The organism is Pseudomonas sp. GM_Psu_1 (genome assembly GCF_026544185.1).
Lineage (GTDB): Bacteria > Pseudomonadota > Gammaproteobacteria > Pseudomonadales > Pseudomonadaceae > Chryseomonas > Chryseomonas oryzihabitans.
In genome coordinates this window covers 315,447-333,361 of sequence record NZ_JALNUX010000004.1, presented here as the reverse complement: position 1 = coordinate 333,361, position 17,915 = coordinate 315,447, and the positions used below count along the sequence as shown (strand labels likewise).

The following is a 17,915-nucleotide window of genomic DNA, read 5'->3' as shown; positions in this document are numbered from 1 at the left end:
CCCCTGGCCTAGAGCCCTTGCCGTCGGACCAGGCGCCTGCGGGGCGGTGGAGGGAACCCTTGTGCCCTTTGGCGCGGCCGATGAGCGGCAGGGGTGGGGTCTTCGGCCGGCGGCGTTCTCGCCCGTCCGCGGAGGGGTAGGCGAGAAGCGCAGCGGCGGGCGTTAGCGCTGGGCCAGCAGCGCGCGGCCGCGCTGCACGGCGGCGCGGACCTGGGCCGGGGCGGTGCCGCCGATATGGTCGCGGGCGTTGACCGAGCCTTCCAGGGTCAGGACGGCGAAGACGTCCTGCTCGATCTGATCGCTGAAGCGCCGCAGTTCGTCCAGGCTCATCTCGGCCAGGTCCTTGCCGCTGTCCACGCCGTACTTGACCGCATGGCCGACGATCTCGTGGCAGTCGCGGAAGGGCAGGCCCTTGCGCACCAGGTAGTCGGCGAGGTCGGTGGCGGTGGAGAAGCCGCGGCGGGCCGCCTCGCGCATGATCTCGCGCTTGGGCTTGATGGCCGGGACCATGTCGGCGAAGGCGCGCAGGGAGTCGCGCAGGGTATCGGCGGCGTCGAACAGCGGTTCCTTGTCTTCCTGGTTGTCCTTGTTGTAGGCCAGCGGCTGGCCCTTCATCAGGGTCAGCAGGCCGGTGAGGGCGCCGAACACCCGGCCGGTCTTGCCACGCACCAGCTCGGGCACGTCGGGATTCTTCTTCTGCGGCATGATCGAGGAGCCGGTGCAGAAGCGATCGGGCAGGTCGATGAACTGGAACTGGGCGCTGGTCCAGAGCACCAGCTCTTCGGAGAAGCGCGACAGGTGCATCATCGCCAGGGAGGCCGCGGCGCAGAATTCGATGGCGAAGTCGCGATCCGAGACGCCGTCCAGGGAGTTGCCGCCGATGGCCTCGAAGCCCAGCAGCTCGCAGGTGACCTGGCGCTGGATGGGGTAGGTGGTGCCGGCCAGCGCCGCGCTGCCCAGGGGCATGCGATTGACGCGCTTGCGGCAGTCGACCAGGCGCTCGTGGTCGCGGGAAAGCATCTCGAACCAGGCCAGCAGGTGGTGGCCGAAGGTCACGGGTTGCGCGGTCTGCAGGTGGGTGAAGCCGGGCATGATGGTGTCGGCTTCGGTCTCGGCCAGTTGCAGCAGGCCGGCCTGCAGGCGGTCGAGCTCGACGAGGATGGCATCGATCTCGTCGCGCAGCCAGAGGCGGATGTCGGTGGCCACCTGGTCATTGCGGCTGCGACCGGTGTGCAGCTTCTTGCCGACCACGCCCAGGCGCTCGGTCAGGCGCGCCTCGATGTTCATGTGCACGTCTTCCAGGTCGACGCGCCACTCGAAGGTGCCGGCCTCGATCTCGCTGCGGATCTCGTCCAGTCCGGCGACGATGGCATCGCGCTCGGCTTCGCTGAGCACTCCGGCCTGGGTCAGCATGCGGGCATGGGCCTGGCTGCCGAGGATGTCGTGGCGGTAGAGACGCTTGTCGAAGTCCACCGAGGCGGTGAAGCGGGCGACGAAGGCGTCGACGGGTTCGCTGAAGCGTCCGCCCCAGGACTGGTTGGTTTTTTCGCTGCTCATGGATCGGCCTGCTGCTGGGCTTGTCGGTAAGGAAAGGAGGGGGTCGATGATAGCAGTCCTGAGCGGGTGCCGGCCCGATTCAACGGAGCCGACTTGCCGACGAGTGGTATCTGACCCACACTGCCTCCATGATACTCGAACGCCGCAAAACCCCCCGACCGGTAAAGGTCGACGACTTCTTCGTCCCGGCGCTCTGCGAACCGGAGGCCCTGCTCGTGCTGGTGGTGCTGGCCGAGCTGCTGGTGCTGGTCCTGGTGCTGGCAGAACCCTTCACCCTGCAGTTCAACTGGATCCGCCTGGCGCTGGTATCGCTGTTCGTGCAGTGGATCGTGCTACTGTCGGCGGCGCTGCTCTGTCGCCTGCGGCCCTGGCTGGCACGCCATAGACCGGTGGTGGCGGGTGGTTTCTGCTGCGCCATCGTGGTGGCCCTGACCCTGCTCTGCACCCTGGTGGCCGACTGGCTGCAGCTGGCCGGACCGCTACAGCGGGTCGGCGAGGTGCGGCTGTACATGAGGCACGCGCTGATCGCCCTGATCATGTCCATGCTGCTGCTGCGCTACTTCTGGCTGCAGAGCCAGTGGCGCCGCCAGCAGCAGGCCGAATTGCAGGCGCGCATCGAGTCGCTGCAGGCGCGCATCCGCCCGCATTTCCTGTTCAACAGCCTGAACAGCATCGCCAGCCTGGTCGCCCTGGACGCCGACAAGGCCGAGCGCGCGGTGCTGGACCTGTCGGCGCTGTTCCGCGCCAGCCTCGCCCAGCCCGGCACCAAGGTGCGCTGGGTCGAGGAGCTGGAGCTGTCGCGGCGCTATCTGGAGATCGAGCGCCTGCGCCTGGGCGATCGCCTGCAGTTGCAGTGGGACGTGGACGGGGTGCCGGCGGACCTGCCGATTCCCCAGCTGACGCTGCAGCCGCTGCTGGAAAACGCCCTGATCTATGGTGTGGCGCCGCGCATCGAAGGGGGCCTGGTCACCATCTTCGCCACCTACCGGGAGGGGGTGTTCGAGCTGGTCATCAGCAACCCCTATGACCCCGAGGTGGAGCAGCAGCCACGCCCACCCAAGGGCACCCGTCAAGCTTTAAGCAATATCGAGGCGCGATTGACGGCACTTTTCGGACCAGCTGCGAGTCTCAAAATCGAACGCCGCGACCAGCGGCATACAACGTCTCTTCGCTATCCATGCGAGCGACTCATGCGGGAAGCCTGAGCTTATGAATGTCCTGATCGTCGATGACGAACCCTTGGCGCGCGAGCGTCTGGCCCGTCTGGTGGGGCAACTGGACGGTTATACCGCCCTGGAGCCAACAGCCACCAACGGTGAGGAAGCCCTCGCTTTGGTTGAAAACCTCAAGCCCGATATCGTCCTGCTCGACATCCGCATGCCGGGTCTGGACGGTCTGCAAGTGGCCGCGCGTCTCTGCGAGCGCGAATCGCCGCCCGCGGTGATCTTCGTGACCGCCCACGACGAATACGCGCTCGACGCCTTCCAGGTCAGCGCCGTGGGCTATCTGGTCAAGCCGGTGCGGCAGGAGGACCTGGCCGCTGCCCTGAGCAAGGCCCAGCGACCCAACCGGATGCAGCTGGCCGCCCTGACCAAACCGCCGGCCAGTGGTGGCCCGGGTCCGCGCAGCCATATCAGCGCCCGGACCCGCAAGGGCATCGAGCTGATCCCCCTGGACGACGTGGTCTATTTCATCGCCGACCACAAGTACGTGACCCTGAGACACTCCGGTGGCGAGGTGCTGCTGGATGAACCGCTCAAGGCGCTGGAAGACGAATTCGGTGAGCGCTTCGTGCGCATCCACCGCAATGCGCTGGTCTCCCGCGAGCGCATCGAGCGCCTGCAGCGCACGCCCCTGGGCCACTTCCAGCTGTTCCTCAAGGGCATGAACGGCGACGCCCTGACCGTCAGTCGCCGTCATGTGGCCGGTGTGCGCCGCCTGATGCACAGCATCTGACGTCGCTCGCGGGTTGGCGACCGGCGCGCAGCGGGGGAGGGGCGCCGGTCGACCTGCTATCATGGCCGGCAATCTGACGTGCCGGTAATGTCCATGCTCCGCGAAATCCGTATCGCCACGCGCCAGAGTGCCCTGGCACTCTGGCAAGCCGACTATGTGAAAGCCCGCCTCGAAGCGGCCCACCCGGGTTTGCGGGTGAGTCTGCTGCCCATGACCAGTCGCGGCGACAAGCTGCTCGACGCGCCCCTGGCCAAGATCGGCGGCAAGGGGCTGTTCGTCAAGGAACTGGAAAACGCCCTGCTCGACGGCAGCGCCGACATCGCCGTGCACTCCATGAAGGACGTGCCCATGGAATTCCCCGCAGGTCTCGGGCTGTATGCCATCTGCGAGCGGGAAGACCCGCGCGATGCCTTCGTCTCCAATCGCCATTCCGGTCTTGCCGAATTGCCCCAGGGCAGTGTGGTGGGTACCTCCAGCCTGAGGCGTCAGGCCCAGTTGCTGGCCCTGCGCCCGGATCTCGAGATCCGCTTTCTGCGCGGCAACGTCAATACCCGCCTGGCCAAGCTTGATGCCGATGACTATGACGCCATCATCCTGGCCGCGGCCGGGCTGATCCGCCTGGGCTTCGCCGAGCGCATCCGCGAATACCTGACCGTCGAAGACAGCCTGCCGGCGGGCGGCCAGGGCGCCGTGGGCATCGAATGCCGGACCGACGATGCCGAGGTCCATGCGCTGCTCGAACCCCTGCACCATTTCGACACCGAACGCCGCGTCGCCGCCGAGCGCGCTCTGAATCGCCGTCTCAATGGCGGCTGCCAGGTGCCCATCGCCTGTTATGCGGTGCAGGAAGGCGAACTGCTCTGGTTGCGCGGCCTTGTTGGCCAGCCCGATGGCGGGCTGCTGCTGCGTGCCGAGGCCCGCGGCCCGCTGAACGACCCGGCCGGACTGGGCGTGACCGTGGCCGAAGACCTGCTGGCCCAGGGCGCCCAGGGCATTCTCGATGCCGTCTATGGGGCCTCCGGCGCATCATGAGCGCCTGGCGACTGCTGCTGACCCGGCCGGCGGAGGAGAATCCACCCCTGGCCGCCGCCCTAGACACGGTGGGCATCGCCACGGCCAGCCTGCCGCTGCTGGAATTGCAGCCCCTGGCGGAAACCCCCGAACAGCGCTCGCTCTGGCTCGATCTTGATCGCTATGCCGCCGTGCTGGTGGTGAGCAAGCCGGCGGCCCGCCTGGGCCTCGCCGCCCTCGACCAGTACTGGCCCCAACCGCCGCTGCAGGCCTGGTTCGCCGTGGGCGCGGCCACCGCCGCCGTGCTCGAAGACTATGGACTGCAGGTGCACCATCCCCAGCGTGAGGACAGCGAAGGCCTGCTGGCCCTGCCGGCCTTGCAGGAAGCCCTAGAGCGCCCGGTGCCCGAGGTGCTGCTGCTGCGCGGAGAGGGCGGCCGTGACCTGCTGGTCGACACCCTCACCGCCCGCGGCGCCCGCGTCGAGGTGCTCGAACTCTATCGCCGCCAGTGCCCGGACTACCCCGCAGGGCAGGTCCTAGAGACCCTGGCAGCGGAACGCCTGAATGCCATCATGGTCAGCAGTGGGCAGGGTTTCGCGCATCTGCAGGCCTGTGCGGGTGCGGATTGGCCCGCGGTGCGCCGTTATCCCCTGCTGGTACCCAGCGCCCGTGTGGCCGAACTGGCTCGTGCCAGCGGCTGCGAGCTCATCATCGAGTGCCAGGGCGCCAGCGCCGGCGCCCTGATCGCCGCGCTTGCCCATCACCATCCGGATTGACCCTACAAGGAATTCCCGTGAGCGAAACTCAAGCCCCCCGCGCCGACGACGTCTCTCCCGATCCTGTCGTGACTCCCGCCTCGCCGCCGCCGGCACCCCCACCGGCAAGTGTGCGCCGCAAGGGCTCGGGCAAGGCGTCCGGTCTGGCGCTGCTGGCCCTGCTGGTGGCCGCCGGTGGCCTGGGTGTCGGCGGCTGGAGCGTCTGGCAACTGCAGCAGGTGCGTCAGGCCGAGCAGAGTCAGGCCGCCCAGGCCGAGGATCTGCGCAGCCAGCTGCGCCAGCTGGAAATGCGCAACCAGGCGTTGAGTGCCGATCTGGGCCGCCTGCCCTCGGCCAACGAGCTGGAAGAGCGCCGCCGTCAGCTTGGTGAGCTGCAGGGCGACCAGCAGCACCTCGCCGAACAGTTCAAGGAGGTGGTCGGCCAGAGTCGCCAGGCTTGGCGCCTGACCGAGGCCGAGCACCTGCTGCGCATGGCCACCCTGCGCATGACCGCGCTGCAGGACGTGCCCAGCGCCCAGAATCTGCTGCAGGGTGTCGATGACATCCTCAAGGCCCAGAACGATCCGGCCGCCTTCGCCGCCCGCCAGCAACTGGCCAATGCCCAGCAGACCCTGCGCCAGCTGCCCGACCTGGATCGCACCGGGCAATTCGTCCAGCTGGCATCGCTGCGCAATCAGGTGCAGAGCCTGGAACCCCTGCCGCCACGCTTTTCCACCACCGTGGCCGACCAGCCCGGCGTCGAAAAGGCCGCGGTCCCGCCGAGCAATGCCCTGCAGCAGTGGTGGCAGGATTTCCGCCAGCGCATCTCCAGCTACTTCCGCATCGACTTTTCCGCCGACCAGCCGATTCGTCCGCTGCTGGCCGAGGAATCCCTGGCCCAGGTCCGCCTGGCCATGAGCCTGGCCCTGGAACAGGCGCAGTGGACCGTGCTCAACGGCAACCAGGAGGTCTACCGGCTCTCCATCGAGCAGGCCGAAGACGTCCTCGCCGCCCACTTCAACAACCAGAATCCCGACAGCCGTGCGGTTAAGCTGCGCCTGCAGGAGCTGGCCGAGCGGCCGGTCACCTTCGAGGCCCCTGACCTGACGCCGGCCCTGACCGCGCTGCAGGCCTACATCGCTCAGCGTCAGCAAATCCAGCCGAACAATGCCGCCGCCGGCGCGGCTCAGGAGAATCGCCCATGAAGCGCCTGTACCTGCTGTTCCTGTTCGCCCTGCTCGTCGGCCTGGGCGTTGCCGTGGTGCTGGCCAAGGAGCCGGGCTACGTGCTGCTGTCCTACAGCAACTTCCGCTACGAATCGAGTCTCTGGGCCTTCCTGGCCCTGCTGGTGGCGGTCTGGCTGGCGCTCTACATCCTCAAGCTGGTGCTGGGGGCCCTCGGCCTGACCGGCAAGGTGCTCAACCCCTGGTCGCGGCACAATCGCCAGCGCCGCCTGGAGCAGGCGCGTCACAAGGGTCAGCTGGAACTGGCCGAAGGCAACTGGAGCGGTGCCCTCAAGCACCTGAAAGGCGCCGCCGAGCACGCCGACCAGCCGCTGTTCGTCCTGCTGGGCGCCGCCCGCGCCGCCAACGAACTGGGCGACCTCGAAGAACGCGACCGCCTGCTGCGCCAGGCCCGCGAGCGCGAGCCCCAGGCCGACCTGGCCATCGGTCTGCAGCAGGCCCGGTTGCAGATCGACCGCGGCCAGTATCTGGAAGCCCGTGACAGCCTGGCGCCGTTGCAGGCCAAGTATCCGAAGAATGGCGAGGTGCTGCTGCAACTGCAGCGCCTGCAGGTGACCCTGCGCGACTGGCCGGCACTGATCGCCCTGCTGCCGCAACTGCGCAAGCAGCAGGTGCTGCGCCCCCAGGAGCAGGACGACCTGGAGCGCAAGGTCTGGATCGCGACCCTCGACGAGGTGCCCGCCCAGGGCGCGGAATCGGCGGTGGATGCCCAGTGGCAGCAGGTGCCCACGGCGCTCAAGGGCGATGCCTCGGTGGTGCTGGCCTATGCCCGTCAGCTGCGCGCCATCGGCCGCGACGACCTGGCCGAAGAGGTGCTGCACATCACCCTGAATCGCCAGTGGGACGAGCGCCTGGTCGAGCTCTATGGCCAGCTGCGTCCGCGCGATGCCAGTCGTCCGCTGCACCACGCCGAAGGCTGGCTCAAGGATCGCCCCCAGGATGCGGTGCTGCTGCTGGCCCTGGGCCGGTTGTGCATGAACAACCAGCTGTGGGGCAAGGCGCGCGAATATCTGGAGCGCAGTCTGGCGCAGCGGCCGTCCGCAGTCACCGCCGGCGAACTGGCCAGGGTGGCCATCCAGCTGGGCGATGTGGACCGCAGCCAGCAGCTCCTGCAGAGCCAGTGGCGCGAGTCCGACACCACTTCGCTGCCGACGCCGCGGGTCTGACGGCGCGGCTCGTCTGCCCGGGTCCTTGAAAGGTGCCCGGGCTTTCTCTACCGTAACGTCCCAATTCCCTGTTGGAGACGGCGCGTCCGTGACTAGTCCCCGCTTCATCTTTCTGTTCATGGCCGCCACCTGTGCGGTGCTCATGGGCGTCGGTCTCTATCTCGAACACGTGGTCGGCCTCGAGCCCTGCCCGCTGTGCGTCATGCAACGGATCTTCTTCATTCTGGTCGGGGTGGTGGCGCTGATCGCCGGCATCCAGGCGCCGGGCAAGCGCGGACGACGCATCTATGGCGTGGTCCTGCTGCTGCTGGCCGCCGCCGGCGCCGCCACCGCGGGCCGCCAGGTCTATCTGCAGACGGTCCCGGCGGAAGAGCTGGCGGCCTGCCTGCCGAGCCTCGACTACATGATGCAGGCGCTGCCCTTCCAGGAAATCATCCGCCTGGTCCTGCACGGCACCGCCGACTGCGCCGAGGTCAACTGGACGCTGTTCGGTCTGAGCATCCCGGAATGGAGCCTGCTGGCCTTCGTGCTGCTCATGGCCCTGAGCCTGGTCAAGATCTTCCGCCGTCGCTGAGCTTTCTCCGAGCAACGGCACTCGCCTGGCGAGGCGATGTCGGTATAGTTCCTGATAACAGCCGGGCGCCTGCGCCCGGACCGTCTCGCCCGTATAGAGAGCTGCCGTCATGCTAGAAACCTGCCGCAATGCCCAGGAACGCTGGGGTGGGGTCCACCAGCTGATCGACCGCTGGCTGATTGCCCGCCGCGAGCTGGTGACCGCTTACGAAACCCTGGACATGGAGCCCCTGCTGGGACCGGTGCGCGAGGTCAGCGAACTGGAGCGGCTCTGCGACATGCTGGTCGACTACATGTCCACCGCGCATTTCGAGATCTACGAGCAACTGGTGGCCGAAGCCCGGGAATTCCAGGACGAGCGCGCCATCGAGTTCGCCGACAGCGTCTATCCGCGCCTGCAGGCCCTGACCGACGCCGCTCTGAACTTCAACGACAGATTCGAGCGCGGGGCCTATCGGGACCCGGGTCTGCTGACCATCGAACTCAAGCTGCTGGGCGAAACCCTGCGCGAGCGCTTCGAACTCGAAGACTGCCTGATCGAGGTGCTGCACACCTCGCACCAGCAACCGCGGCTGGCGTCGGTCTAGCCCCGGTTCCCCCGCGCGGCCTCGGCCAGCAGGTCGAGGTCCGCTGCGGCTGCCTCGCGCGGTGCCAGCGCGTGCAGCCAATCCCCCGGGCCCTGTGCCCCGCGACACGGCCAATGGCCCGCGAGTCGTGCCAGACGCGCGAGCTGTTCACGTTCCGCGGCCAATTCCAGTCCCTTGAGCTGCTCCCGCAGGGCCGCCAGGCTCTCGTCCGCGCTGGACGCGGCCTTCCAGGCCTGGCGCAACTGGCGCAGGGGGCGTACCACCGTATCCTGCCAGTGCTGCGAGGCGCGCTGCAGCCGGGCCAGGCCCTCGGCATCCAGGGCGCAGTTGCGGCGATCCAGCCAGAGCGCCGTCAGCACCAGACAGACGTCGGCGCCGGCCTCTTGCAGACGCAAACAGGCGCCTTCCACGCCGGGCCGGGCGTATACTGCCAACGCGAATTCCCACAGGTCCTCTTGCATGTCCGCCTCCCCGTTCGTGGGTGGTGGAGCTGCTACACTCCGCCGCCATGATCCGACTACAGAACCTTACTCTACAGCGTGGTCCCCAGCGTCTGCTCGAAAGCGCTGAACTGACCCTGCATCCCGGCCAGAAAGCCGGTCTGATCGGTGCCAATGGCGCCGGTAAATCCAGTCTCTTCGCCCTGCTGCGCGGGCAGCTCGGGGCCGATGCCGGCGATTGCCACATCCCGGCGGCCTGGCGCATCGCCCACATGCGCCAGGAGGTGGATACCCTGGAGCGGCTGGCGGTGGACTATGTGCTGGACGGCGACATCGACCTGCGCCGCATCCAGCGCGAACTGGCGGCGGCCGAAGCGGCCCAGGACGGCAACGCCCTTGGCCGGCTGCATGCCGACTTCGAGGCCGCCGACGGCTATACCGCCGATGCCCGCGCCCGCAAGCTGCTGGCCGGTCTGGGCTTTACCGCCGCGCAGATGGAGCGCCAGGTCGGCGACTTCTCCGGTGGCTGGCGGATGCGTCTCAACCTGGCCCAGGCGCTGATGTGCCCCTCGGACCTGCTGCTGCTCGACGAACCCACCAACCACCTGGATCTGGACGCCATTCTCTGGCTGGAAGACTGGCTCAAGGGCTATCCCGGCACCCTGATCCTGATCTCCCACGACCGCGACTTCCTCGATGCCGTGGTCGATCATGTGGTGCACCTGGACCAGCAGAAACTCGTGCTCTATCGCGGCGGCTACTCCAGCTTCGAGCGTACTCGCGCCGAGCGCCTGGCGCAGCAGCAGCAGGCCTACGACAAGCAGCAGGCCCAGCGCGCCCACATGGAGAAGTACATCGCCCGCTTCAAGGCCCAGGCCACCAAGGCCCGTCAGGCACAGAGCCGGATCAAGGCCCTGGAACGCTTGGAAGAGCTGGCGCCGGCCCATGTCGATTCGCCCTTCGAATTCGTCTTCCGCGAGGCGGACAAGCTGTCCAGTCCGTTGCTCGACCTGGCCGAAGGCCGACTCGGCTACGGCGAGACCACCATCCTGCACCCGGTCAAGCTGCAGCTGACACCAGGCGCCCGCATCGGCCTGCTCGGCCCCAACGGCGCCGGCAAGTCGACCCTGATCAAGACCCTGGCCGCCGAACTCGAACCCCTCGGCGGCCGGCTGCAGCGCGGCGAGAACCTGGCCATCGGCTACTTCGCCCAGCACCAGCTCGATTCGCTGGACGCCAAGGCCAGTCCCCTGCTGCACCTGCAACGCATCGCCCCCGGCGAGCGCGAACAGAGCCTGCGCGACTTCCTCGGCGGCTTCGATTTCCGCGGTCCGCGCTGCGACGAGGCGGTGCTGAATTTCTCCGGTGGCGAGAAGGCGCGCCTGGCCCTGGCGCTGATCGCCTGGCAGAAGCCCAATCTGCTGCTGCTGGACGAACCCACCAACCACCTGGACCTGGACATGCGCCTGGCCCTGACCCTGGCCCTGCAGGAATTCGCCGGGGCGGTGCTGGTGGTCTCCCACGATCGTCATCTGCTCAAGAGCACCACCGACGAATTCCTGCTGGTGGCCGATGGCAAGGTGCAGGCCTTCGACGGCGATCTGGACGACTACAGCCGCTGGCTGGTGGACTTCCGCGCCCGCCAGGAGCCGGGCCTCGCCGCCGGCGAGGGCGCCGCGGTCGACAAGACCGATCGCAAGGCCCAGCGCCAGGCCGCTGCCGCCCTGCGCCAGCAGCTGGCACCGCTGAAGAAGGCCGCCGACAAGCTGGAAGCCGAGCTGGGCAAGCTGCAGGAAAGGCTCGCCGCCCTGGAAGCCCGTCTGGGTGACAGCGGTCTCTATGACGCCGCGCGCAAGGAAGAACTGCGCCAGGCGCTGGCCGACCAGGCCGCGGCCAAGACCCGCGAAGCCGAGCTGGAAGAGCAGTGGCTGGAGGCCCTGGAACGGCTGGAAAGCCTGCAAGCCGAACTCGAGGGGGGCTGATGACCGAGTGGCTGCACACCTGGCTGCCGGGGTGGGGCGACTACCTGCTGGTGGCCGGCCAGGTCGCCCTGGTACTGCTGATCGGCTATGTGCTGCAGCGCATCGTGGCCCGCGCCGTCACCGGCCTGGGCGAACGCTATCCGCTGCCGCCGCAGATCGTCCTCGGCCTGCGCGGCACCCTGCGCTGGCTGATCATGGGCAGTGCCATCCTCATGGCCCTGGAGCGCTTCGGGGTGTCCGCAGCGGTGCTCTGGACGGCCATTTCTGGTTTCGTCGCCGTGGCCGCGGTGGCCTTCTTCGCCATCTGGAGCGTGCTCTCCAACCTGTTCTGCGCGGTGCTGATCTTTACCGTCGGCCCCTTCCGCCTGGGCGATCGCATCGAGGTGCTGGACGCCTCGGACAAACCCGGCATCAAGGGCCGGGTGGTGGCGATCAACATGCTCTTCGTGACCCTGCAGGAACTGGACGACAACCAGGAAGGCGCCCTGGTGCAGATTCCCAACACCCAGTTCTTCCAGAAGTCGGTCCGTCGCTGGCGCGATGCCGACGGCTCCTTCGATTTCCATCTCGACAGGTGAACCCATGAGTCTGCAGGTCTGGACCGGTTTCTTCATTGCCTGCTGGATGATCAGTCTCTCGCCCGGAGCCGGGGCGATCGCCTCCATGAGCGCCGGCGTGACCCTGGGCTTCCGCCGCGGCTACTGGACGGCCATCGGTCTGCAGCTGGGACTGGCGCTGCAGATCGCCATCGTTGCCGTGGGCGTCGGCGCCCTGCTGGCGACCTCGCAGCTGGCCTTCACCCTGATAAAGTGGTTCGGTGTGGCCTATCTCGCCTACCTGGCGCTCCGCCAGTGGCGCGCGGCGCCCATGGATCTGGGTGAACAGGTGGTCGGCGAGCGTCTGCCACCGCGGATCGGCGCCCTGGTCATGCGCGGTTTCCTGGTCAACGTCAGCAATCCCAAGGCGCTGATCTTCATGCTCGCGGTGCTGCCGCAATTCGTCGATCCCCATGCGCCCCTGACCGCGCAGTACCTGATCATCGGGGCGACCATGGTCAATGTCGACCTGATCGTGATGGCGGGCTACACCGGGCTGGCTGCCCGGGTGCTGACCCTGCTGCGCACCCCGCGCCAGCAGCGCATCACCAACCGGGTATTCGCCAGCCTGTTCCTCGCGGCGGCCGCGTTGCTGTCCACGGTGCGCCGCGCCGCGGTCTGAAGCCGGGGCTACCAGACCACCGACTGCCCCTGCCAATCCCAGAAACTGCCGGTCTCGGCCGGCGTACGGGCGGCCAGCACCGCCAGCAGGCGCTCTGCCGCGTAGGCGGGCGTGAACAGCTTGTCCGCCGGCACCCGCGCCTGGAAGGGCCGGGACAACGCCGTGTCCGTGGTGCCGGGATGCAGGGCCAGCACGCAGCTCTGGGGATTGAGCCGGGTCAGCTCGATGCTGGCGCAGCGCAGCCCCTGATTCAGCGCCGCCTTGGCCATCCGATAGCCATACCAGCCACCCAGCTGGTTGTCGCCGATGGAGCCCACGCGTGCCGACAGCGCCGCGATCTGACAGGGATGCTGGCCCTTGAGCAGTGGCGTCAGCTGGCGGATCAGCAGCAGCGGCAGCACGGCATTGGCCAGATAGCTTTCCAGCAGCCCGGCCTGATCCACCTGCGCCAGACTCTTCTCGGCGCGCGCCCGTTCGCCCTGCAGCAGCCCCGAGGCGCACAGCAGCAGATCCAGACGGGGCGTCTCGTCCGCCAGCCGGGCTGCCAGATCGACTGTGGTCAGCGGATCAACGTCGAGGCGGCGCAGGCGCGGGCCATGCTGCCGCTCCAGCGCGGCCAGGCCGTCATGCGTCTCGGCGTGGCGCGCGCAGGCCCAGACCCGCGCGACGTCATCGCGCGCCAGCAGCTGTTCGCACAGGGCCAGGCCGAGGCCGCCGGTGGCGCCATACACCAGGGCCTGGGCGGGCTGCGCCAGGCGTTGCCAGAAAGTCATGGGGGACTCCAGTCAGGTCGCTATCCCTGTCCGACCGCGCCGCTGCGCTGGGGTGCGCCGGCGTAGCGCGGTATCCTGGGCTTTTGCCGGAGAAATTCCCGTGATCCTGTGGATCGATGCCGATGCCTGTCCACGCGCCGCCAAGGAGCTGGTCTGCAAGTTCGCTCTCAAGCGCAAGCTGGAGGTGGTGCTGGTGGCGGGGCAGCCGCAGATCAAGCCGCCCTTCGCCTGTGTCCGCCTGGTGGTGGTCCCCAGTGGCCCCGACGCCGCCGACGACCACCTGGTCGAGCAGGCTCAGCCGGGTGACCTGGTGATCTGCAGCGACATTCCCCTGGCCGATCGGCTGGTGAAGAAGGGCGTGGCCGCGCTGGATCCGCGTGGTCAGGAATTCGACGAGCGCAACATGGGGCAGCGGCTGGCCATGCGCAATCTGATGACCGATCTGCGCGACCAGGGACAGATGGGCGGGGGCCAGGCCGGCTACGGCGAGCGTGATCGCCAGGCCTTCGCCAACGCCCTGGACCGGCTGATCACCCGCCTCCAGCGCAGCGCCGCCGGCTAGGGCGGCCTGCTAGGCGGGCACGGCGGCGAGGGCGGGTTGCTGCAGCCAAGTACGCAGCTGCGGCAACGGCATGGGCCGGCCGAACAGATAGCCCTGCATGAAGTTGCAGCCGTTGGCCTGCAGGAACTGGCGTTGCTCGCTGGTTTCCACCCCCTCGGCGACCACATTGAGGCCCAGTTTGTGCGCCATGGCGATGATCGCCGCGGCGATGGCCATGTCGTTGCTCTGCTTGGGGATGGTGCGGACGAAGGCGCGATCGACCTTGAGCGAATCCACCGGCAGCCGGCTCAGGTAGGCCAGCGACGAGTAGCCACTGCCGAAATCGTCGATGGATACCCGCACGCCCAGGGTCCGGATCTCGCCGAGCACCTCGACGGCCACGTTGAGGCTGTGCATCAGGGCGTTCTCGGTCACCTCGAGAATCAGCGCCGAGGCCGGCAGATCTTCGGCCTGCAGTACCCGGGCGATGGACTGGGGCAGGAGACGATCGCTCAGATTGAGCGCCGAGCAATTCACCGAGACGCGCAGAGCCGCGTGACCTTCGCGGTGCAGCTGGGCGAGGTCCGCGCAGGCCTGGCGCATGACCCAGCCATCCAGGTCGGCGATCAACCCGGTTTCCTCGGCGACGCGGACGAAGCGCTCGGGACTCAGCGGACCCAGGACCGGATGCTGCCAGCGGACCAGGGCTTCCAGGGCCACCGGCGCACCGGCGGGGTCGACGATGGGTTGGTAGGCCACGTGCAGGCCGCCCTGGGCCAGGGCCTGGCGCAGGTCCATCTCCAGGCTCAGCAGGTCGTCGGCGTCGCGCTGGAGTTCGGTGGTGAATCTCTGGCTGCGATTGCGCCCGCTGCGCTTGCAATGGCCGACCGCGAGGCCGGCGCTGCGCAGCAGCTGGCCGGCGTTGGCGCCGTCCTGGGGATAGTGGGCGATGCCCAGGCTGAAGGTCATGGCGATGCGCTGCCCGGCCAGCTCGAAGGGCGGTCGCAACTGCTCCAGCAGGCGCATGGCCAGGGGCTGGCTGTCGCCGCGCTGGCCGAGCGGCAGCAGCAGGCTGAATTCGTCGCCGGCATAGCGGGCCAGCGGCAGGTCGTCATCGAGCACCGCGCGGATCCGCTGCGCCATCTGGATCAGCAGTTCATCGCCAAGGGCATGGCCGAGGCTGTCGTTGATGCGCTTGAAGTGATCGATGTCCAGCATCAGCAGGGCGAACTGCTCACCGGTGCGCGCCTGGCCGATGGCCCGATCGACGGTCTGGATGAAGCTGCCGCCATTGAGCAGGTGGGTGAGGGGATCGTGCAGGGTGATCTGGTCGAGGGTGGTCGAGACCCGCTCCAGCCGCAGGCGCTGGGCATTGAAGCGTTCGCCGGCCCAGGCGGCGAGCAGGCCGACCATGATGATGAACAGGGTGCCGAGGGCGATGCCCATGCCCAGTTCCAGGTGCTGATTGGCTTCCGCCAGGCCGCCGGGTTCGAAACCGATGGGCACGGCAAGGGTGAGGGCGGCCATGCCGGTGAAGTGCATGGAGACGATGGCGAAACCCAGGACCAGACTGCCCAGCAGGCGCAGCCAGAAGGTCCTGAGGCCGGTCCTGCCGCGCAGGCGGAAGGCCAGCAGCAGCGCGCCCAGGGAGGCGAGGCTGGCGACCACCACCGAAACCACCACCAGCAGAGGATCATAGAGCTGCACGGCCACCGACTGCATGGCCAGCATGCCGGTGTAGTGCATGGTCGCGATGCCCAGGCCGGCGGCGAGGGCGGCGAGCCCGTATTGCGGTGCGGTCAGGGACTCGCGCCCGATCAGGTGCATGACCGTATAGGACACGGCGATGGCGATCAGCAGCGAGGCCAGGGTCTGCAGGGGCGCATAGTGCACATGGATGCCGATCTTGAACGACAGCATGGCGAGGAAGTGCATCGACCAGATGCCCCCGCCCAGGGCGACGGCACCGATCAGCTTGGCCAGCTCGCTGCCGCGGCGGGAGCGACTGTTGGTCACCCAGTCGGCCATGGCCAGGGCGGTGTAGCCGGCGGCGCTGGCGATCAGGTACGCCAGCACCACGAGCAGGCTTTCGTACTCGTTGGCAGCCAGGATCTGATGGCCGGGAGGCAGCAGGGTGGAGAAGTTCAGCATGCTCAATCGCCAGCGTGCACACGAGGTTTTGGGAGGGGTTGCTGCTCAGGGCATCGGCAGCGGCAGCCGGGCCTTTAATCCGTTCGATGGACGTACCGGGTGAGGGGCTGCCTGGCCATCAGGCCTTGGGCGTCCGGCTGCGACGCCACAGCCAGAGCAGCAGACCGATCACCACCAGGCCGCCCAGCACCATCAGTTCATACCGCTTAAGATTGCCCAGCACCCCTTCGAGGACGGCGCCGAAATGATAGGCGGCGTAACCGAGCACCGTGGCCCAGACGATGGCACCGATGCCGTTGAGGATCAGATAGCGCGCCGGCGGATAGCCCGACAGGCCGATCGCCACCGGCATTACCGTGCGCAGGCCGTAGACGAAGCGAAAGCTCAGCACCCAGAGGTCCGGATGGCGTCGGATGTGCGCCAGCGCCTTTTCGCCGGCGGCTTCCCACTTGGGTTTGCGCGCCAGCAGCTTGCGCCCGTGGCGCCGGCCGAGGAAGTACCAGAGCTGATCGCCGGCGTAGCTGCCGCAGAAGGCGACCAGGATGACGGTCTGGATGTTCATGTAGTCGCGGAAGGCCAGGAAGCCGGCCAATACCAGAATGGTTTCGCCCTCGAAAAAGGTGCCGAGAAAAAGGGCGAAATAGCCGAAATCATGGAGGAATTGTTGGAGCATTCGGCGCTACACGAGATGAATAAAGATGGCGCAGCCTACCCCGGTTGGCGTCTGGAAAGAAAGTGTGACGGACTTCCGTCCGCCGGGCGCCAGACGGTCAGGCAGGGATTTCACTGCGACCCTGTGTCACGCCGGGTCCAGCCGGCGTCTGCCTTGGATAGGACCTATAGGCACTCCATATTGTCATCTGCTGTTACCAATCGGTCATGATTGTGGCCTATAACCCATCACACTGACCCGTGATCCGGGTCTGGGAGTCGATCGTGAGTTTTACCCCCATCAACCGTAGCTACCCTGCCACTCGCATGCGCCGTCAGCGCCGCGACGAGTTTTCCCGTCGCCTGATGCGCGAGCATGTGCTGACGGTGGATGACCTGATCCTGCCGGTATTCGTGCTCGATGGCGAAGGCCGCCGCGAGGCGATCCCCTCGATGCCCGGCGTCGAGCGGCTATCCATCGACCTGCTGCTGGAAGAGGCCGCCGAGCTGGTGGCGCTGGGGATTCCCGCGGTCGCCCTGTTCCCGGTCACCCCCACCGAGCGCAAGTCGCTGGACGGCGCCGAGGCCTACAACCCGGACGGGATCGCCCAGCGCGCCACCCGTGCCCTGCGCGAGCACTTCCCCGAGCTGGGGGTGATCACCGACGTGGCCCTGGATCCCTTCACCACCCACGGCCAGGACGGCATCCTCGACGAGCGCGGCTACGTGCTCAACGACGTCTCGGTCGAGGTGCTGGTCAAGCAGGCGCTGTCCCATGCCGCTGCCGGGGCCCAGGTGATCGCCCCCTCGGACATGATGGACGGTCGCATCGGCGCCATCCGCGCGGCCCTGGAAGACGCCGGTTATCACAACGTGCAGATCATGGCCTACTCGGCCAAGTACGCCAGCGCCTACTATGGGCCGTTCCGCGACGCCGTCGGCTCGGCCGCCAATCTGGGCAAGGGCAACAAGGCCACCTACCAGATGGATCCGGGCAACAGCGACGAGGCGCTGCACGAGATCGCCGGCGACCTGGCCGAGGGCGCCGACTCGGTGATGGTCAAGCCGGGCATGCCCTACCTGGACATCGTCCGCCGGGTCCGCGAGGAATTCCGCGTGCCGACCTTCGTGTACCAGGTGAGTGGCGAGTACGCCATGCACATGGCCGCGATCCAGAACGGCTGGCTGTCCGACGCCGTCATCCTCGAATCGCTCTTGGCCTTCAAGCGCGCCGGGGCCAACGGCATCCTCACCTATTTCGCCAAACGCGCCGCCCAACAACTTCGTCAGGGGCCTTCGCGTTCCTAAGG

General features: G+C 67.8%; 18 protein-coding genes. 13 read left to right on the top strand and 5 right to left on the bottom strand.

The window, feature by feature from the left end; genetic code table 11:
* Positions 1-162 precede the first annotated feature (162 nt).
* Positions 163-1,557, bottom strand: a complete 1,395-nt coding sequence (argH, locus tag OXS31_RS08965) for an argininosuccinate lyase (protein ID WP_108581533.1) — start codon at positions 1,555-1,557, stop codon at positions 163-165.
* 128 nt (positions 1,558-1,685) lie between these two features.
* On the opposite strand from argH, the gene OXS31_RS08960 reads away from it, so the two are divergent.
* The 8 genes from OXS31_RS08960 to OXS31_RS08925 all read left to right on the top strand — a co-directional run bounded on the left by OXS31_RS08960 (position 1,686) and on the right by OXS31_RS08925 (position 8,849).
* A complete protein-coding gene (locus OXS31_RS08960) occupies positions 1,686-2,762 on the top strand; it encodes a sensor histidine kinase (protein ID WP_007161370.1) in 1,077 nt (358 codons plus the stop codon).
* A 4-nt stretch (positions 2,763-2,766) separates the two neighbouring features.
* A complete protein-coding gene (locus tag OXS31_RS08955) occupies positions 2,767-3,513 on the top strand; it encodes a LytTR family DNA-binding domain-containing protein (RefSeq protein WP_007161369.1) in 747 nt (248 codons plus the stop codon).
* An 87-nt stretch (positions 3,514-3,600) separates the two neighbouring features.
* On the top strand, positions 3,601-4,545 hold the full coding sequence (gene hemC / locus OXS31_RS08950) for a hydroxymethylbilane synthase (RefSeq protein ID WP_143008487.1): 945 nt from the start codon (positions 3,601-3,603) through the stop codon (positions 4,543-4,545).
* On the top strand, positions 4,542-5,300 hold the full coding sequence (locus tag OXS31_RS08945; protein WP_267398715.1) for a uroporphyrinogen-III synthase: 759 nt from the start codon (positions 4,542-4,544) through the stop codon (positions 5,298-5,300). The genes hemC and OXS31_RS08945 overlap by 4 nt, the downstream gene beginning before the upstream one ends.
* 17 nt (positions 5,301-5,317) lie before the next feature.
* Entirely contained in the window at positions 5,318-6,484 is a 1,167-nt protein-coding gene (locus tag OXS31_RS08940) for a uroporphyrinogen-III C-methyltransferase (RefSeq protein WP_267398714.1), read from the top strand.
* On the top strand, positions 6,481-7,689 hold the full coding sequence (locus OXS31_RS08935) for a heme biosynthesis HemY N-terminal domain-containing protein (RefSeq protein ID WP_027598174.1): 1,209 nt from the start codon (positions 6,481-6,483) through the stop codon (positions 7,687-7,689). The genes OXS31_RS08940 and OXS31_RS08935 overlap by 4 nt, the downstream gene beginning before the upstream one ends.
* Positions 7,690-7,777: 88 nt before the next feature.
* A complete protein-coding gene (locus tag OXS31_RS08930; RefSeq protein WP_027598175.1) occupies positions 7,778-8,263 on the top strand; it encodes a disulfide bond formation protein B in 486 nt (161 codons plus the stop codon).
* A gap of 109 nt (positions 8,264-8,372) precedes the next feature.
* Positions 8,373-8,849, top strand: a complete 477-nt coding sequence (locus OXS31_RS08925; protein WP_007161363.1) for an Rsd/AlgQ family anti-sigma factor — start codon at positions 8,373-8,375, stop codon at positions 8,847-8,849.
* On the opposite strand, the gene OXS31_RS08920 is transcribed toward OXS31_RS08925, so the two are convergent.
* Positions 8,846-9,310, bottom strand: a complete 465-nt coding sequence (locus tag OXS31_RS08920; protein ID WP_027598176.1) for a TIGR02444 family protein — start codon at positions 9,308-9,310, stop codon at positions 8,846-8,848. The two genes, OXS31_RS08925 and OXS31_RS08920, sit on opposite strands and share 4 nt — an antisense overlap.
* A 47-nt stretch (positions 9,311-9,357) precedes the next feature.
* Here OXS31_RS08920 and OXS31_RS08915 point away from each other — a divergent pair, with 47 nt between their 5' ends.
* From OXS31_RS08915 to OXS31_RS08905, 3 genes are read left to right on the top strand one after another with little or no spacing between them, the layout of a single operon-like run.
* Positions 9,358-11,271 (top strand): ATP-binding cassette domain-containing protein, encoded by a 1,914-nt coding sequence (locus OXS31_RS08915; RefSeq protein WP_267398712.1) that lies wholly within the window; start codon positions 9,358-9,360, stop codon positions 11,269-11,271.
* Complete coding sequence (locus OXS31_RS08910) at positions 11,271-11,849, top strand: mechanosensitive ion channel family protein (protein ID WP_027598178.1); 579 nt, start codon at positions 11,271-11,273, stop codon at positions 11,847-11,849. The genes OXS31_RS08915 and OXS31_RS08910 overlap by 1 nt, the downstream gene beginning before the upstream one ends.
* Before the next feature lie 4 nt (positions 11,850-11,853).
* Entirely contained in the window at positions 11,854-12,489 is a 636-nt protein-coding gene (locus OXS31_RS08905; RefSeq protein WP_267398711.1) for a LysE family transporter, read from the top strand.
* Positions 12,490-12,497: 8 nt separating this feature from the next.
* Here the strand turns inward: OXS31_RS08905 and OXS31_RS08900 are convergent, their stop codons facing one another.
* A complete protein-coding gene (locus OXS31_RS08900; protein WP_150340077.1) occupies positions 12,498-13,262 on the bottom strand; it encodes an SDR family NAD(P)-dependent oxidoreductase in 765 nt (254 codons plus the stop codon).
* A gap of 100 nt (positions 13,263-13,362) precedes the next feature.
* On the opposite strand from OXS31_RS08900, the gene OXS31_RS08895 reads away from it, so the two are divergent.
* On the top strand, positions 13,363-13,824 hold the full coding sequence (locus OXS31_RS08895; RefSeq protein ID WP_017639406.1) for a YaiI/YqxD family protein: 462 nt from the start codon (positions 13,363-13,365) through the stop codon (positions 13,822-13,824).
* A gap of 9 nt (positions 13,825-13,833) precedes the next feature.
* Here OXS31_RS08895 and OXS31_RS08890 read toward each other — a convergent pair whose 3' ends face one another.
* Entirely contained in the window at positions 13,834-15,954 is a 2,121-nt protein-coding gene (locus OXS31_RS08890) for an EAL domain-containing protein (RefSeq protein WP_267398709.1), read from the bottom strand.
* 118 nt (positions 15,955-16,072) lie between these two features.
* A complete protein-coding gene (locus tag OXS31_RS08885) occupies positions 16,073-16,627 on the bottom strand; it encodes a DedA family protein (RefSeq protein ID WP_027598182.1) in 555 nt (184 codons plus the stop codon).
* Between the two features lie 263 nt (positions 16,628-16,890).
* Between OXS31_RS08885 and hemB the strand changes: the two genes are divergently transcribed.
* On the top strand, positions 16,891-17,913 hold the full coding sequence (hemB, locus tag OXS31_RS08880) for a porphobilinogen synthase (protein WP_007161353.1): 1,023 nt from the start codon (positions 16,891-16,893) through the stop codon (positions 17,911-17,913).
* Positions 17,914-17,915 lie beyond the last annotated feature (2 nt).

Bases quoted from the DNA above. Each gene is read 5' to 3' on its own strand.
- argH (WP_108581533.1), bottom strand. From the start codon at position 1,557: ATGAGCAGCGAAAAAACCAACCAGTCCTGGGGCGGACGCTTCAGCGAA.
- OXS31_RS08960 (WP_007161370.1), top strand. From the start codon at position 1,686: ATGATACTCGAACGCCGCAAAACCCCCCGACCGGTAAAGGTCGACGAC.
- OXS31_RS08955 (WP_007161369.1), top strand. From the start codon at position 2,767: ATGAATGTCCTGATCGTCGATGACGAACCCTTGGCGCGCGAGCGTCTG.
- hemC (WP_143008487.1), top strand. From the start codon at position 3,601: ATGTCCATGCTCCGCGAAATCCGTATCGCCACGCGCCAGAGTGCCCTG.
- OXS31_RS08945 (WP_267398715.1), top strand. From the start codon at position 4,542: ATGAGCGCCTGGCGACTGCTGCTGACCCGGCCGGCGGAGGAGAATCCA.
- OXS31_RS08935 (WP_027598174.1), top strand. From the start codon at position 6,481: ATGAAGCGCCTGTACCTGCTGTTCCTGTTCGCCCTGCTCGTCGGCCTG.
- OXS31_RS08925 (WP_007161363.1), top strand. From the start codon at position 8,373: ATGCTAGAAACCTGCCGCAATGCCCAGGAACGCTGGGGTGGGGTCCAC.
- OXS31_RS08920 (WP_027598176.1), bottom strand. From the start codon at position 9,310: ATGCAAGAGGACCTGTGGGAATTCGCGTTGGCAGTATACGCCCGGCCC.
- OXS31_RS08915 (WP_267398712.1), top strand. From the start codon at position 9,358: ATGATCCGACTACAGAACCTTACTCTACAGCGTGGTCCCCAGCGTCTG.
- OXS31_RS08910 (WP_027598178.1), top strand. From the start codon at position 11,271: ATGACCGAGTGGCTGCACACCTGGCTGCCGGGGTGGGGCGACTACCTG.
- OXS31_RS08905 (WP_267398711.1), top strand. From the start codon at position 11,854: ATGAGTCTGCAGGTCTGGACCGGTTTCTTCATTGCCTGCTGGATGATC.
- OXS31_RS08900 (WP_150340077.1), bottom strand. From the start codon at position 13,262: ATGACTTTCTGGCAACGCCTGGCGCAGCCCGCCCAGGCCCTGGTGTAT.
- OXS31_RS08890 (WP_267398709.1), bottom strand. From the start codon at position 15,954: ATGCTGAACTTCTCCACCCTGCTGCCTCCCGGCCATCAGATCCTGGCT.
- OXS31_RS08885 (WP_027598182.1), bottom strand. From the start codon at position 16,627: ATGCTCCAACAATTCCTCCATGATTTCGGCTATTTCGCCCTTTTTCTC.